Origin of the sequence: Staphylococcus sp. CWZ226, from assembly GCF_018986355.1 — a bacterium.
In the GTDB taxonomy this organism is placed as follows: domain Bacteria; phylum Bacillota; class Bacilli; order Staphylococcales; family Staphylococcaceae; genus Staphylococcus; species Staphylococcus simulans.
Genome location: NZ_JAHMSB010000013.1, coordinates 53,578 through 69,131, shown reverse-complemented (window position 1 = coordinate 69,131; position 15,554 = coordinate 53,578). Strand labels below are relative to the sequence as shown.

At 35.3% G+C, this 15,554-nt stretch carries 15 protein-coding genes and 1 pseudogene; 12 read left to right on the top strand and 4 right to left on the bottom strand.

The window, feature by feature from the left end; translation table 11 throughout:
• The first annotated feature begins 99 nt into the window (after window positions 1-99).
• Window positions 100-546, top strand: coding sequence for a Dps family protein (locus tag KRR19_RS10440; RefSeq protein ID WP_002481819.1), 447 nt, complete (start codon window positions 100-102; stop codon window positions 544-546).
• A 164-nt stretch (window positions 547-710) separates the two neighbouring features.
• On the top strand, window positions 711-1,403 hold the full coding sequence (locus KRR19_RS10435) for a D-Ala-D-Ala carboxypeptidase VanY (RefSeq protein ID WP_002481818.1): 693 nt from the start codon (window positions 711-713) through the stop codon (window positions 1,401-1,403).
• 66 nt (window positions 1,404-1,469) lie between these two features.
• Here the strand turns inward: KRR19_RS10435 and deoD are convergent, their stop codons facing one another.
• The gene (gene deoD / locus KRR19_RS10430; protein ID WP_002481817.1) at window positions 1,470-2,177 is read right to left on the bottom strand and encodes a purine-nucleoside phosphorylase; all 708 of its coding nucleotides are present in this window, start codon (window positions 2,175-2,177) and stop codon (window positions 1,470-1,472) included.
• A gap of 248 nt (window positions 2,178-2,425) precedes the next feature.
• Here deoD and deoC point away from each other — a divergent pair, with 248 nt between their 5' ends.
• Both deoC and KRR19_RS10420 read left to right on the top strand, forming a co-directional pair.
• A complete protein-coding gene (gene deoC / locus KRR19_RS10425) occupies window positions 2,426-3,088 on the top strand; it encodes a deoxyribose-phosphate aldolase (RefSeq protein ID WP_002481816.1) in 663 nt (220 codons plus the stop codon).
• 185 nt (window positions 3,089-3,273) lie between these two features.
• A complete protein-coding gene (locus KRR19_RS10420; RefSeq protein ID WP_156667034.1) occupies window positions 3,274-4,530 on the top strand; it encodes an aminoacyltransferase in 1,257 nt (418 codons plus the stop codon).
• A gap of 114 nt (window positions 4,531-4,644) precedes the next feature.
• On the opposite strand, the gene KRR19_RS10415 is transcribed toward KRR19_RS10420, so the two are convergent.
• Entirely contained in the window at window positions 4,645-5,112 is a 468-nt protein-coding gene (locus KRR19_RS10415; RefSeq protein WP_002481814.1) for an S-ribosylhomocysteine lyase, read from the bottom strand.
• Between the two features lie 291 nt (window positions 5,113-5,403).
• On the opposite strand from KRR19_RS10415, the pseudogene KRR19_RS12265 reads away from it, so the two are divergent.
• From KRR19_RS12265 to KRR19_RS10405, 3 genes and pseudogenes are all read left to right on the top strand, one after another.
• Window positions 5,404-6,561 (top strand): annotated as a pseudogene (locus KRR19_RS12265) (M20 family metallopeptidase); the annotation flags it as partial.
• A 9-nt stretch (window positions 6,562-6,570) separates the two neighbouring features.
• Window positions 6,571-7,791: an L-aspartate--L-methionine ligase LdmS gene (gene ldmS / locus KRR19_RS12260; RefSeq protein WP_231724100.1), complete on the top strand. Its 1,221-nt coding sequence runs from the start codon at window positions 6,571-6,573 to the stop codon at window positions 7,789-7,791.
• Between the two features lie 139 nt (window positions 7,792-7,930).
• Window positions 7,931-8,596: a DUF2750 domain-containing protein gene (locus KRR19_RS10405; RefSeq protein ID WP_002481812.1), complete on the top strand. Its 666-nt coding sequence runs from the start codon at window positions 7,931-7,933 to the stop codon at window positions 8,594-8,596.
• Between the two features lie 82 nt (window positions 8,597-8,678).
• Here KRR19_RS10405 and coaW read toward each other — a convergent pair whose 3' ends face one another.
• Entirely contained in the window at window positions 8,679-9,488 is an 810-nt protein-coding gene (gene coaW, locus KRR19_RS10400; protein ID WP_156667033.1) for a type II pantothenate kinase, read from the bottom strand.
• A gap of 93 nt (window positions 9,489-9,581) precedes the next feature.
• On the opposite strand from coaW, the gene KRR19_RS10395 reads away from it, so the two are divergent.
• The 4 genes from KRR19_RS10395 (at window position 9,582) to KRR19_RS10380 (ending at window position 13,378) form a co-directional block, all read left to right on the top strand.
• The gene (locus KRR19_RS10395; protein ID WP_002481810.1) at window positions 9,582-9,947 is read left to right on the top strand and encodes a VOC family protein; all 366 of its coding nucleotides are present in this window, start codon (window positions 9,582-9,584) and stop codon (window positions 9,945-9,947) included.
• 49 nt (window positions 9,948-9,996) lie between these two features.
• Window positions 9,997-10,863 carry a GNAT family N-acetyltransferase gene (locus KRR19_RS10390; protein WP_031262816.1) on the top strand — a complete coding sequence of 289 codons (867 nt, stop codon included), beginning with the start codon at window positions 9,997-9,999 and terminating at the stop codon, window positions 10,861-10,863.
• A 122-nt stretch (window positions 10,864-10,985) separates the two neighbouring features.
• Window positions 10,986-11,534 (top strand): DNA-directed RNA polymerase subunit delta, encoded by a 549-nt coding sequence (gene rpoE / locus KRR19_RS10385; RefSeq protein WP_002481808.1) that lies wholly within the window; start codon window positions 10,986-10,988, stop codon window positions 11,532-11,534.
• Window positions 11,535-11,761: 227 nt separating this feature from the next.
• Window positions 11,762-13,378 carry a CTP synthase gene (locus KRR19_RS10380; RefSeq protein ID WP_002481807.1) on the top strand — a complete coding sequence of 539 codons (1,617 nt, stop codon included), beginning with the start codon at window positions 11,762-11,764 and terminating at the stop codon, window positions 13,376-13,378.
• Window positions 13,379-13,475: 97 nt separating this feature from the next.
• On the opposite strand, the gene KRR19_RS10375 is transcribed toward KRR19_RS10380, so the two are convergent.
• Window positions 13,476-14,009, bottom strand: coding sequence for a DUF2529 family protein (locus KRR19_RS10375; protein ID WP_002481806.1), 534 nt, complete (start codon window positions 14,007-14,009; stop codon window positions 13,476-13,478).
• Between the two features lie 302 nt (window positions 14,010-14,311).
• Here KRR19_RS10375 and fdaB point away from each other — a divergent pair, with 302 nt between their 5' ends.
• Complete coding sequence (gene fdaB, locus KRR19_RS10370) at window positions 14,312-15,169, top strand: class IIb fructose-bisphosphate aldolase FdaB (protein WP_002481805.1); 858 nt, start codon at window positions 14,312-14,314, stop codon at window positions 15,167-15,169.
• Window positions 15,170-15,554 lie beyond the last annotated feature (385 nt).

Here is a 15,554-nt window from a genome sequence, read left to right as displayed (position 1 = left end):
TTTAAATTAGAGAAGATATAGCTTTACAGATTAGAATGATTATAATATAATAACTATTACAAAGAGAGAAAACGACAACTTAAAGGAGCGATTATTTTTATGGCAAATAAACAAGATGTAGTAAATGTATTAAACGAACAAGTAGCAAACTGGACAGTATTATATACAAAAATTCACAACTTCCATTGGTTTGTGAAAGGTCCTCATTTCTTCTCATTACACGTTAAATTTGAAGAATTATATAACGAAGCAAGTGAACACATTGATGAATTAGCAGAACGTATCTTAGCAATCGGCGGCAGCCCAGTTGCGACATTGAAAAATAGCTTAGATGTAGCAATTGTAGATGAAGCAGAATCAGAAAAAACTGCTGAAGATATGGTTCAATCAATTTCTAAAGACTTCACTAACATTTCTGAACAACTTGCTAAAGCAGTAGAAGTTGCAGGAGATGCAGAAGATGATGTATCTCAAGATATGTTAATCGCATTACAAACATCAGTTGATAAACACAACTGGATGTTCCAATCATTCCTAGGCAAATAAGCACCAATCAAATAACTTATAATGATAAAACCAAGCCGTGGTCAAGAAGAACCATGGCTTGGTTTTTCTTTTGTGAAAGTATTTTAAAGTTTCATAAAAGGATGTTGAAAAATATATTATGCGTTCTATAATATAGATGTGAAAGTTGATGAGGTGATAACGGGATGAATAAATTAATTGCGGGTACTTTGGCTGCTAGTTTATTATTAACAGCTTGCGGCAGTACATCAGAACAAAACGACAACAAGGAGAACAAGCAATCAGCACAACAAGACACTAAAAAAGCACCACAACCTAAACAACAACATCAAGTGAACAAGAAAAATGGTGTGACAACTGTTGATGGTTTAATGTTAGTGAATAAAAAGGTATCGATTTCAAAACACTATAATCGTGGAGAAAATCAAACAGCGAGACAACATTTAAATGAAATGATGCAAGATGCGAAAAAAGAAGGATTAAATATTGTCTATCGCAGCGGATTCAGATCTTATCAAGAACAAGTCGGACTTTATAATAGTTATGTGGCTCGTGATGGTCAGAAAGCCGCTGATAAATATAGTGCTAGACCTGGCTTTTCTGAACATCAAACAGGCTTAGCTTTCGATGTGGGCACACCACCAGGAAATAAAGATTTCTTAGAAGCATATGGTGAAACACCTGAAGGTAAATGGCTTGCTGAACATGCGCATGAATATGGTTTTATTCTTCGATATCCGAAAGGTAAAGAACATATTACAGGTTATCAATATGAACCTTGGCATTTCAGATATGTCGGCCTTAAACATGCGAAAGACATCCATAATCAACATCAGACATTAGAAGAATATCTAGATTATGGTTATGATAAGAAATAATATTAAATGAAATTATAAAAAAAGGCGAAGCTGAGTTGAGCTTCGCCTTAAAATATATTGAATAGATTATGCGATTTCTAACGCAATTTCCATCATTTGTGTAAATGAGTTTTGACGTTCTTCAGGTGTTGTAGCTTCATCACGTAAGATGTGGTCACTTACTGTGAAGATACCTAATGCTTTTTTACCTGCATAAGTTGCGTTTAAGTATAAACCTGCAGATTCCATTTCAATACCTAAAATACCCATACGTTGCCATTGTTGGTTGAATGTTGAGTCAGCGTTATAGAACGTATCAGAAGAAAGGATATTACCAACATGAGTCGTTGCGCCGACTTTGTCTGCAACATTTTTAGCTTCGACCATTAAATCAAAGTCAGCTAATGGTGCGAAATGACCAGGAATGTTGTATTGATCTACATAGTTAGAGTTTGTAGAAGCACCTTGTGCAATAATAATATCGTAAAGATTTACGTCTTCTTGTAATGCACCACATGAACCGATACGAATAATTGTATCTACATCAAACGTGTTATAAAGCTCATATGAATAGATACCAATACTTGGAATCCCCATACCTGAACCCATTACTGAAACTTCTTTACCTTTATATGTGCCTGTATAACCGAACATATTACGAACTTCGTTAAATTGTACGACATCTTCTAAATAATTATCTGCGATATATTTTGCGCGCAGCGGGTCACCTGGCATTAAAACTGTTTTCGCGATTTTAGCACCATTTGGTTGAATATGCGGTGTACCTTGAGTCATATTTATCTGCTCCTTTAATAAAAAATAAGTTAAGTTAAAGATAACACGCAAGCCTATAATTTGCGAGAATTACTATACACAGTTGGGCTTATTTAATGACAATTCAGGTATGATTTCATTAAAAGAGTGAAATTGAAACAAGTTGAACATCTCTTATATTTTAGCGAGTTAAAATATTTGGTAAAATGATAATTGAATACGTTATATTATATGTGAAAGTAAACAACCAAATTGGAGGATGTATACAAATGAATTATGCGAAGTATATTGATCATACTTTATTAAAACCAGATACTACTTTAGAACAAATTGATAAGTTGATTGAAGAAGCAAAGGAATATCAATTTAAATCTGTATGTATCAACCCGACTTACGTGAAACATGCGGCAGAAGCATTAGCAGATTCTGACGTACTAGTATGTACAGTCGTCGGATTCCCATTAGGCGCAAATACAACAGCGACAAAAGCATTTGAAGTAGAAGATGCAGTGAAAAATGGTGCAGATGAATTAGATATGGTTATTAATATCGGTGCATTAAAAGACAAACGCTATGATGAGGTACAACAAGATATTGAAGCGGTTGTTAAAGCTGCTGATGGTCGTACCGTTAAAGTGATTATCGAAACAGTGTTACTGACAGATGAAGAAAAACGTAAAGCATCTGAATTAAGTAAAGCAGCAGGTGCACACTTTGTGAAAACTTCTACTGGCTTTGCTGGCGGCGGCGCGACAGTTGAAGATGTAAAATTAATGAAAGAAGTCGTTGGCGACGCATTAGAAGTCAAAGCTTCAGGCGGCGTTCGTAACTTAGAAGACTTCAAAGCTATGCTAGATGCAGGCGCAACTCGTGTAGGCGCAAGTGCAGGTGTACAAATTATCCAAGGACTAGAATCAGATTCTGATTATTAATAGAAATAGATGAAAGAAAAGATGCGATGCGATGCTTAATTGTAAATATGATTAGGTATCGTATCTTTTTTTGAGGTGTTTTTATTAAAAATTAAAATAAATAAACAATTATGTACGACTATGTTGTGTGACGTGTTGTAGAATGATACAGTTAAAGGGAGCGACATCATCAAAGGAGATGCACCATGTATTTTACTAATTTAACTGAAGCAGAATTTGAGAATTATACAAAACAACATTTTTCACATTATACACAGTCAGTGAAACATTATCATAATCGCAATAAAACACAACATGATGTACATATTGTAGGTGTTAAAGATAATCAAAATGAAGTCATTGCGGCGTGTTTATTAACAGAAGCGAGAAGTATGCGCTTTTTTAAATACTTCTATACACATCGCGGACCGGTCATGGATTATAAGAATGCTGAACTTGTAAAATATTTTTTTGCGGCACTTACGTTGTATTTAAGAAAGCAAAAAGGAATATATGTGTTAGTAGATCCTTATGTATTAGAAAGCATTAGGGAAACTGATGGTGAAATCATTGAACAATTTGATAATCATCAGTTGATTCAAACATTGGAAAAGTTAGGTTACAAACATCAAGGCTATTCCACTGGTTATTCTTCTATGAGTCAAATCAGATGGTTGTCTGTGTTAGATTTAAAAGGAAAATCAGAAACGCAGTTACTCAATGAAATGGACTATCAAACAAGACGTAATATTAAAAAGACTTATGAAATGGGTGTACAAGTCCGTACACTTTCTATTGATGAAACACCTTTATTCTTCGAATTGTTTAAAATGGCAGAAGAGAAACACGGTTTCACATTTAGAGGTTTGGATTATTTTAAACAAATGCAAAAGATTTATGGTCATCGTGGTTTCTTAAAATTAGCGTATGTCGATTTGCATACGTACTTAAAAGAATTGAAAGAGAAACACGCACAATTACAAAGTGATTTAGATGAAGTGAATGAGAAGTTGAATGAAAGTCCGAACTCTAAGAAATCAAAAAGCAGAGCTAATCAACTGCAGCAACAATTTAATAGTAACGAACGTAAAATCAAAGAAACACAAGCGATGATAGAAAAAAATGGCAACATCTTAAACTTAGCAGCTGCGCTTTATTTATATAATGAACACGAAGTTTACTATCTTTCTAGTGGATCGAATCCTCAATATAATGCGTTTATGGGCGCATACCGTTTACAATGGGAAATGATTAAATTTGCGAAGAAGAAAGGTATTGACCGTTATAATTTCTACGGTATTACAGGAGATTTCTCTGATAATGCAGAAGACTATGGTGTACAAAAATTCAAAGAAGGATTTAATGCACACGTAGAAGAGTATATTGGAGATTTTATTAAACCGCTTCGCCCAATGCTCTACAAACTCTCATTATTATTAGACAAACTAAAAAACAGAGAATAGATGAAAGCAATCTATTCATAATTTTAATAGCAAACAAAAAAGAAGCCCCGTCTCAAATCAATTTTTGATTTGAAGCGGGGCTTCACATACTATTAACGCATCAAATGACCAGGATTAGTCTTCGCTGAAGATTTTATCCCATTGGTCACGTTTTTCTAACATTTCTTGTGCAATTTCATGTGCACCTTCTAATGAGTGGCTTGCTGCCCAACCGCATTGTACCTCATTACAAGCAGGGACCTCTTTAGCCGCAACAACATCTTTCAATGTTGCTTCAATGATGTTTAATACATCTTCGTAGTCATCATGGTTGATGAATGATACATAGAAACCAGTTTGGCAACCCATTGGACTTAAGTCTACGACTTTGTCTGTGTGGTTACGGATGTTTTCAGCCATTAAGTGTTCTAATGAATGTAAACCAGGCATTTTCATGTGTTCTTTGTTTGGTTGTTTGAAACGAATATCGTATTTCTTAATTACATCTCCGTTTTGACCTTCTTTTGTACCTGCTAAGCGCACAAATGGTGCAACAACTTTAGTATGATCTAAATTGAAACTTTCAACGTTCATTTTAGGCATAAAACTAAACCTCCTTTAGTTCTTCATGTCTTATTGTAACAAGGCTAAGCGGCATTTACAATTTTACCGAATGCACTTTCAATGAAAAGTTTATCAGTTTACTCGGGATAAATTTGTTGAAAATTAAGAAAAAGGATGACAAAGTCATGAAAAACCTTTAAAATGTTTAGTAATCAATTTTACTGATAAAGATATAAAAGGGGATGAGAACGCAAGGTAAAAGCGTTCCAAATCGTGTTAAAACGACCTTAAAGACACATATATCTTTGAAAAATAAAGGGAGTCACTAAAATGTCATTTGAAACTCATATTGAACAATTTATAGATGCGAAACAGTCAGAATTTATTGATATCAGTCATAAAATCCATGAAAGACCAGAACTAGGAAACCAAGAAGTCTTTGCTTCTGGTTTATTAATGCAAGAATTAAAGAAATACGGCTTTGAAATTGAACAAGATATCGCAGGTCATCCGACTGGCTTCATTGCTCAATATCATAGTCGCAAGCCAGGGCCGACGATTGGTTTCTTGGCAGAATATGACGCGCTTCCTGGATTAGGTCATGCATGCGGTCATAATATTATCGGTACAACAAGTGTGTTAGCTGGTATCGCTTTAAAACAAGTTATCGATAAAGTAGGTGGACAAGTGGTTGTGTTAGGTTGTCCAGCTGAAGAAGGCGGAGAAAACGGGAGTGCGAAAGCGAGTTATGTTAAAGAAGGTATCATTGATGAATTAGATGTTGCTTTGATGCTGCACCCTGGTAATGAAACATACAAAACAATCCATACATTAGCAGTAGATGTCTTAGATATTAAATTCTACGGTAAAAGTGCGCATGCCTCTGAAAACGCAGATGAAGCGATTAACGCTTTAGATGCGATGATCAGCTATTTCAATGGTGTAGCACAATTACGTCAACAAATTAAAAAAGGTGAACGTGTACATGGTGTGATTTTAAATGGTGGAGAAGCAGCCAACATTATTCCTGATTTTACACATGCACGTTTCTATACACGTGCAACAACACGTAAAGATTTAGATGTGTTAACACACCGAGTAGGTCAAATTGCTCAAGGTGCCGCATTGCAGACAGGTTGTGACTATTCATTCAAACCGATTCAAAATGGTGTGAACGAATTTATCTTAACACCTAAATTAGATGAACTGTTTGCACATTATGCACGTCAAAAAGGCGAAGAAGTCAGTGAAGATGACTTCGGTTACGGTTCTACTGATACGGGTAACGTCAGTCATATCGTACCGACGTTACATGCACATATTAAAATCGGGCCAAGCAATTTAGTAGGACATACTTACAAATTTAAAGAAGCTGCTGCATCTGACCATGGTGATAGTGCCTTAATTAAAGGTGCGGATATTTTAGCACGTATGGGCTTAGATTTAATTCAAAACAATGAATTGTTGAGAGAAATTAAAGAACAACATGTCAGAAAAGTGAAGCAAGCATCATTAAAAGAACTTAGAAAACATTCAGAACAACCTAAGGTCACTTTAAGTGATTTATATGATGAGTCTATTGTTTATACGTCTCGTCCATCGTATGTTTCTAATCCTTGGTTAGAGCCTGATGAGCATCAATCTAACTTCTTAACAGGTCGTGAATTATTAATCGCGAATAAAATGCCGGTGATTGTGCATGAAGCGAGTGTCACTGATAAGTTGAAACAGTTATTCAACGAAGTCGGTAAAGAAGTGCCAAGCAATGTTTATAAATTCCATAACCAAGCTAGTTATGAACATTTATTACGTTCGTTAACGAAAGAAGACAACAAGAAGATTTACTTCCAATATGTGCATAGTGAAGACATTGTACCTAAAGAAGATTATGCGCTGGATAAAGATACGTTTGTTGCGCTCAACAATAAAGCACGTATACCAGAGTGGACAAATGGTAAATATTTGCCGAAACGTGAAGTTGTGGCGGTAGAAGATTTTGAAGAAGCAGTGAAGAAGTGGGATTTACCGATTGTATTAAAACCGGGCGATGATTTACCGACAGCCGGCGGCTATGGCGTGATGATCTGTTATAACCAAGAAGATTTAGAAAAAGCAATTGAACGTGTTCATCAAGCATTAGATGAAACAGAAACAATGATTATTGAACAAAAAGTGGATGATATCGCCAATTACTGTGTACAATTTGCTTACTCAGATCAAATCGGTTTGAAATATTTAGGAACAGCCGAACAAATCACAGATGATTATGGTTTCTATAACGGAAATCAAAGTGTACCGGTGGAAGAGGTGCCGCAAGCTGTGATTGAAGCGGGTCGTGAAATTATGGAAAACGGTATTAAAGAAGGTTTCTATGGTGTCGGAGGTTTCGACTTGCTTTATGATAAGTATGGTCATGTTTATGCGATTGATTTAAACTTCCGTCAAAACGGGTCAACAAGCATGTTGCTGTTAGATGATGAATTATCTGGAGATTTCCATAAATTCTATAGTTATTTCTCACGCGGTGATAATACGAAATTTTATCGTACGATTATGAAATATGTCCGCCAGGGCAAAATTTATCCATTATCTTATTATGATGGTGATTGGTATGGTAAGGATAAAGTGAATTCTCGTTTTGCGTGTATCTGGCATGGCAGCTCAAGAGAAGAAATTGAATTAAATGAAAAAGCCTTCTTAAAAGAATTAGGCGATTAATATAGAGTTTTAGTGAAACGGTTAAAATCCTGTGTGATTTTAGCCGTTTTGCTTTAACATAAATCGTATTAGATTGACTGTTTAAGTTTATTATTTTATATTTGCATTGATACACAACTATAGAGAAAGTGGGTTTACTATGGATTATAAATACGAAACGTTTTTCAAAGATTTGCTTGTAAATGAAACGTACTATATTGCAGTCAAAGATAGAAAAATGGTTAGAAGAGATGTAGATGGACATGCCATTGCGCTATTTTGGACAAAGAAAGAATTAGCAGAAGCTTATTTTGAAAACCGTAAAGATGCTTACGATAAAATTATTATTCGTGATTTAGATCGCTTTGTGACAAGTGAAATGGATGACTTATTTGATAAAGGGGATAAAGTCTTAGTCAATGTTACAGATGAACTAGACGGACATTTCATTGATATTTATGAAGCCACAAAACAAATTATGACAGAACTGGATCGTATTCGTACAGTTGAATTTGCGCGAATTACTGCGAAAACAGATGATGTTTATGGTCTGACTGATAAAGGAAATAAACAGTTTATTATTATCAGCAATAACGGGGAAAACCAACCTAACTTCATGCCAGTGTGGAGTGATTATCAATCTGCATTGAAAGTGCGCGATGAAGATTTTGAAGAATGCGATGTAGATCAAGTTGAAGGAGAAGTTTTCAGTGAATGGCTTGATCAATTAAGAGATGATGATAACGGCGTCGGCATCAACTTAAAACCGAATGTTGTAGGTTCGATAGTTTCAGCCCAAACATTGAAAAATGAATTATCTTATTAAAATTGTTTAATTAGATAGAGAACATAATAGGGAATAAGGCAATGATTAAAATCTGCCTTATTCCCTATTTATTTGATGTACATTACGCTGGATTTCCTAAGTAGATACTGCCTAAAGCGCCTGAAAAAGCGCCGCCTTCAACATAGTAAGGCTTGAAACCACGTAAGACAGTATAATCTTCTACAACTTTGCGTAGAAGATGATTATTGTTGAATGAAGAACCGATATAAACCACATTTTCAGTTTGGAACTCTCTTGCGAGTGTGATGGCCATGGTTGTGACAACTTCTCCAACGACACCCATTACTGATGCTAATTGATCTGCCGTTGATACTTCTTTATCTAGATGACGCATCACGTGTGCGAAGTTTGCGGCTGTTAAATCACCTGGAATTGGCGGTTCACTATTTTTATAGATGTGTTTTACTTTTAAATCAATAAATTCACGATCACCTTGTTCTGCGGTATCTGTCAAAGTTTGATAATCTGTAATCCCAGATAATAAGTATCCTAAACCTTGAATCATACCACCGCCGGCACCGATACCTCCGACACGTCTTTGTGTCTGGCCGTCAAAATAGTGCATAGATGTGCCTGTTCCGACATTGGCGAAGATGTAGTCTTTTAAATAATGACCTTGTTCTTCTAATAACATATTTAAACCCTTTGAAGCTGCATCGAACTCAACGAATTCTTGTGCAGAGAAATCTAATTGATCTTTAATCATTTGTGCTTTACCGCCGGTTAAAGAAACATTTCTGCAAGGTTGTTGATTCAACCACTCAATCACTTCTGTTAATTCATCAGTACGTTTCGTTTTGAAAGTACGGTGCCCGTTGTCGATTTCGACAATTTTAATTAATGTACCACCGGCATCAATACCGATTTTCATAGTTTCACCTCAAAATTATGTATGACATGTAATCATTAATAGTATAATCAAAAGAGAAAGAAAAAAGCAAAGTTAAGGAGTGTACAATAAAAAATGAAATTAAGTCCATACCTTATCGTAGAAAATGTTGCAAAAGCAGCTGAATTCTATCAAAGTGTTTTCGGCGGTGAGATTAAAGTATTAAATCAACAAAAAGAACAAGTGTTGCACGCAGAAGTTCACATTACTGATGCTATTGTATTGCACTTATCGAGCAATTATGGCAAACCATTCAGTAATGAAGATGTGAATCTGCTTCTGACATTTGAAGATTCTACAGAACAACAACGTGTATATGATGCGTTGAGTGTTGGTGGAGATCCACACATGCCGATTACTAAAACTTTTTTCAATGCAATGCATGGTCAAGTCAGAGACCAATACGGTGTTAATTGGCTCTCAAATTGTTTCTCAGCATAGCGCATAGGGAAACACTAATTGAACTTGCAGTAAATAAGAAATGTAGGGGATGTATATGAAACACAGTAAGCAATTTGGAGATATTATCGTTCAGCCATACGAACCAAAGTACCATCAAGAAGTCGAAGATTTCGAACTGTCAGAAAGACAGATGATTTATTCTTCTTTACCAAAACAAGTATTAGACGATGCATTAAAAGACAAAGACCGTATCGCGAATATAGCTATTAATCAAAAAGGGGAAGTGGTCGGCTTCTTTGTTTTACATCAATATTATCAACACGAAGGTTACGACACACCAGAACATGTCGTCTATGTCCGTTCGTTATCTATTAATGAAAAATTCCAAGGAAATGGTTACGGCACGAAGATTATGATGAATCTGCCGAATTATGTTCAGTCACTTTATAGTGATTTCAACCATTTATACCTTGTGGTCGATGCTGAAAATAAAGCAGCGTGGAATGTGTATGAACGTGCAGGGTTTATGCATACTGCGACAAAACAAGAAGGACCGATCGGTGAAGAACGTTTATACTATTTAGATTTAGATTCTAAATATGTTTCATCATTAAAGTTGAAAGCACCCGATGAACAACCTGATAAAGAAATCGATACAGTACATTTAATGCTGGACGGTCAAAAAGCAGGTTTTATTGCCTTGCAAGCAACAGAAAATCGTATGCATATCAGAGGTATAGAAGTGGATAAGGATAAACGACATAAAGGTATCGCAGAAAGTGCGTTACGTCAGTTAGCGACATATATCAGAAAAACATATCCTGAAATAGAAGTGTTAGATATTGTTTTATTTGGTGAACATAATGAATTAAAACCGTTATGTTTGAACAGTAATTTTGTCGCAACCTTGCAAACTGAAGATTATGTAAAATTTGAAAAATATATCGTTTATTAAAAATGTAATCATTAGCATTGCGAAATAGGGCATTGTCATTTATAATTTACATTTGTTAACATGAGAAATAAGTAAACTTGTGATTGAATTGATAAAGCCTTTGAAAGGGAGTAATAGAACATATGAAAATTCAAGACTACACAAAAGAAATGGTAGATGAAAAATCATTCATCGATATGGCCCATACTTTATTAGAAGAAAAAGGGACTACAATGAACTTATACGATATCATTGATGAATTTAAAGCTTTAGGACACTATGAAGATAATGAACATTTAGAAAATCGTATTGTTCAATTCTACACTGACTTAAACACAGATGGACGTTTCTTAAATGTCGGAGAAAATATGTGGGGATTACGTGACTGGTATTCAGTAGATGATATTGAAGAAAAAATCGCACCTACAATTCAAAAATTCGATATCTTGGATGAAGAAGACGAAGAAGATAAAAATCTTAAACTTCTTGGCGAAGAGGAAGAAGAGGAAGACGAAGCAAGAACTGAAGAAGATGTTGAGGACGACGAAGAAAATTTAGACGATCCTCAAGATGAAGAAGAAGTCAATGAATCTGATATCGTTATCGAAGAAGACGAAGATGAATTAGAAGAAGCAGAAGAATTATTTGAAGATGCGGCTGGTTTTAATGATGAGCCAGACGATGAAGAATAATAATTGACTTTTTCTAGAAAAATGATAAAATTTTATTCGGGCTCCTTTAATTAGGACAACGTGTATAAATCATACGCTCCCCCTTTACATGAGATGTGAGAGGGAGCGTTTTTTTATTTTTTAAGCGATATTTAAAATAAGCGCTAAGACTTTTATGTCTTAACATGAATACAAACAAGTTATGGAATGTTAAATTAATTTGTAATTGAAAAGTAGGAGGAAAAAGAATGACTAAGTTCATATTTGTTACTGGCGGAGTAGTTTCTTCACTTGGTAAAGGAATTACAGCGGCATCATTAGGCAGATTATTAAAAGATAGAGGTTTATCCGTAACGATACAGAAATTCGATCCATATTTAAACGTAGACCCAGGTACTATGAGTCCGTATCAGCACGGGGAAGTCTTTGTGACAGATGATGGTGCGGAAACAGACTTAGACTTAGGACACTATGAACGTTTTATCGACATCAACTTAAATAAATATTCAAACGTGACAGCTGGTAAAGTTTACTCTCACGTATTGAAAAAAGAACGCCGCGGTGATTACTTAGGCGGCACGGTTCAAGTTATTCCTCATATCACGAATGAAATTAAAGAACGTTTATTATTAGCAGGCGAAAGCACAAATGCAGACGTTGTTATTACTGAAATCGGCGGTACAACAGGTGATATCGAATCACTGCCATTTATCGAAGCGATTCGTCAAATTCGTAGTGATTTAGGCAGAGATAATGTCATGTATATCCACTGTACTTTATTACCTTACATCAAAGCAGCAGGTGAAATGAAAACAAAACCGACACAACATAGTGTTAAAGAATTACGTGGTTTAGGTATCCAACCTGATTTGATTGTGGTAAGAACTGAATATGAAATGACACAAGATTTAAAAGATAAAATTGCATTATTCTGTGACATTCCTGAAGAAAATGTTATCGAATGTCGTGATGCTGAATCTTTATATGAAATTCCTTTACAATTAAGCAAACAACATATGGATGACTTAGTCATCAATCGCTTAGACTTAGATGCGAAATACGATACACAATTAGATGAATGGAAACATTTATTAGAAATCGTAAACAATCTTGATGGTGAAATCACAATCGGTTTAGTCGGTAAATATGTAAGCTTGCAAGATGCTTATCTTTCAGTTGTAGAATCATTAAAACACGCAGGCTATCCATTATATAAAGACATTAAAGTTAAATGGATTGATTCTAGCGAAGTGACAGATGAAAACGCAGCAGAATATTTAAAAGATGTAGACGGTATCTTAGTGCCTGGCGGCTTTGGTTACCGTGCAAGTGAAGGTAAGATTTCAGCAATCCGTTATGCGCGTGAAAACAATGTGCCATACTTCGGTATCTGCTTAGGTATGCAGTTGGCAACAGTAGAATTTGCGCGTAACGTTCTTGGTTTAGAAGGTGCACATTCTGCAGAATTAGATCCTGATACACCATATCCAATCATTGACTTATTACCAGAACAAAAAGATATCGAAGATTTAGGCGGAACATTACGTTTAGGCTTGTACCCAAGTGAAGTTAAAGAGGGTACATTAGCTTATGATATCTATGGTAAAAAAGAAATCGAAGAACGTCATCGTCACCGTTATGAATTTAACAACGACTATCGTCAACAAATGGAAGATGCAGGTATGGTCTTCTCAGGTATCAGCCCAGACGGCAGAAGAATCGAAATGATTGAAATTCCTGGTAATGACTTCTTCTTCGCGAGTCAATTCCACCCAGAATTCTTATCAAGACCAAACCGTCCGCAACCAATCTTCAAAGCGTTTATCGAAGCGGCTAACAAATATCAACAAAATAAAAGTAAATAAGGCAAAATACGTCTATTATAAAGCATAAAGAAGCGGCAAAGCAGATTCACAACTAGGTGAAACAGCTTTGCCGCTTTTGTATTTTCAAATTATTTAGTTACTCTTCTACGTTCAAATCCAAGTCTCTGATCATTTCAATCATTTGTGTATAGATTTCATAGTAAACGTAAGTGAATGCCATAGGATGAGGTTGAACGATTTTGTCGTAATCCTCTGTATAGACAATCGGTCTTGGTGTACATAAATCTATATAATGAAGAAGATGGTCAGGAATAGGGGTTTCTTTATTTTTGTTACAGATTAAAACGAAATCAACATCTAAATCAATTAAGCGTTGTGTATCCGCTTGAACTTCTTCTGTATAAAAAGGAGAGAAGAGTAAGACGCGGTCAGTTGTATCTAATGCATCATAACTTTCTAAGTCAGTTAGACGTTTGCTTGCTTCTAATTTTTCATTGCTGTTAAGCACATAATCTTCGAAGCAATTTAAGTCGCCATAACCTTTGACATAAACATGACCTTCTCCGCCGATAGCTTGAATTAAACATTGTGCTGCCATTTGTATATCCAATTCTTGTTGATTTAAGCGATTGAATATACCAGTAAGTTGTGTTTGTAAGATATTCGCCATAGTAGCCTCCAACTATATTATCGATATTTCAATTTTAAATGAAGCTTATCTTTAATTCAATTGACTGAAAAATGTATAAGACGCAGATGAAAATGGGTAATAATAAAAAATACAACGTTAAGCACAGAACAAAGTGGTTGTGAAACACATATACACATGTTGTATACGTTTTCATTTGAAAATTCACACAATTTTATCATTTATAACCGCTTACATTTAGTTTTGCAATGCATTACGGCGGTGACTTTGATATACTTAACGTATAAAAATCACGTGCAAAACGCACGCAAGGAGGAACTTTCATGCCTTTAGTTTCAATGAAAGAAATGTTAATCGATGCAAAAGAAAAAGGTTACGCAGTTGGTCAATACAACTTAAATAACCTAGAATTCACTCAAGCTATTTTAGAAGCTTCACAAGAACAAAATGCACCAGTTATTTTAGGTGTATCTGAAGGTGCTGCTCGTTACATGAGCGGATTCTACACTGTAGTTAAAATGGTAGAAGGCTTATTACATGATTTAAAAATCACTGTACCAGTTGCTATCCATTTAGACCACGGTTCAAGCTTCGAAAAATGTAAAGAAGCAATCGACGCTGGTTTCACATCAGTTATGATTGACGCTTCACACAGCCCATTCGAAGAAAATATTGAAATCACTAAAAAAGTGGTTGAATATGCACATGCACGCGGTGTATCAGTTGAAGCTGAATTAGGTACTGTTGGCGGACAAGAAGACGACGTAGTAGCTGACGGCGTTATCTATGCTGACCCTAAAGAGTGTCAAGAACTTGTTGAAAAAACAGGTATCGATACTTTAGCACCTGCATTAGGTTCTGTTCATGGTCCTTACAAAGGTGAACCAAACTTAGGCTTCAAAGAAATGGAAGAAATCGGTCAATCAACTGGTTTACCATTAGTATTACACGGTGGTACTGGTATCCCAACTAAAGATATCCAAAAATCTATTTCTTTAGGTACAGCTAAAATCAACGTAAATACTGAAAACCAAATTGCTTCAGCGAAAGCAGTTCGTGAAGTATTAAACAACGACAAAGAAGTATACGATCCACGTAAATATTTAGGACCAGCTCGTGAAGCTATCAAAGCTACAGTAACTGGTAAAATCAAAGAATTCGGTACTTCTAACCGCGCTTAATTTTGAATAATTAAGTATTGAAAGAGCATCTTGTTCGGATGCTCTTTTTTGTGTTGTGAGACAACACCAAAAGATTGTGTTCTCGTCAACCATTTGTTAGGATACAAAAGATTGCGGAAATATCTATATGACAATAATGTTAGGCAAAAATGGTGTATTGCCTGAAATTATTTCGCAGTCTTAACGTGACTTGTGCTATAATGTCTTAAGTGATTTTTTGAATGAAACAAAAAAGTTTGTTGAGACTGACATCTTAAGACAAACGCATAAAATGGGTGCAACATATCAACATGTTGTAAATACTTTAACAAATGGCTTTGTATTCTATAATATGAATATACAATCGCTAGTACATTCAACTATAATTAATATGAAGTATGTGGAT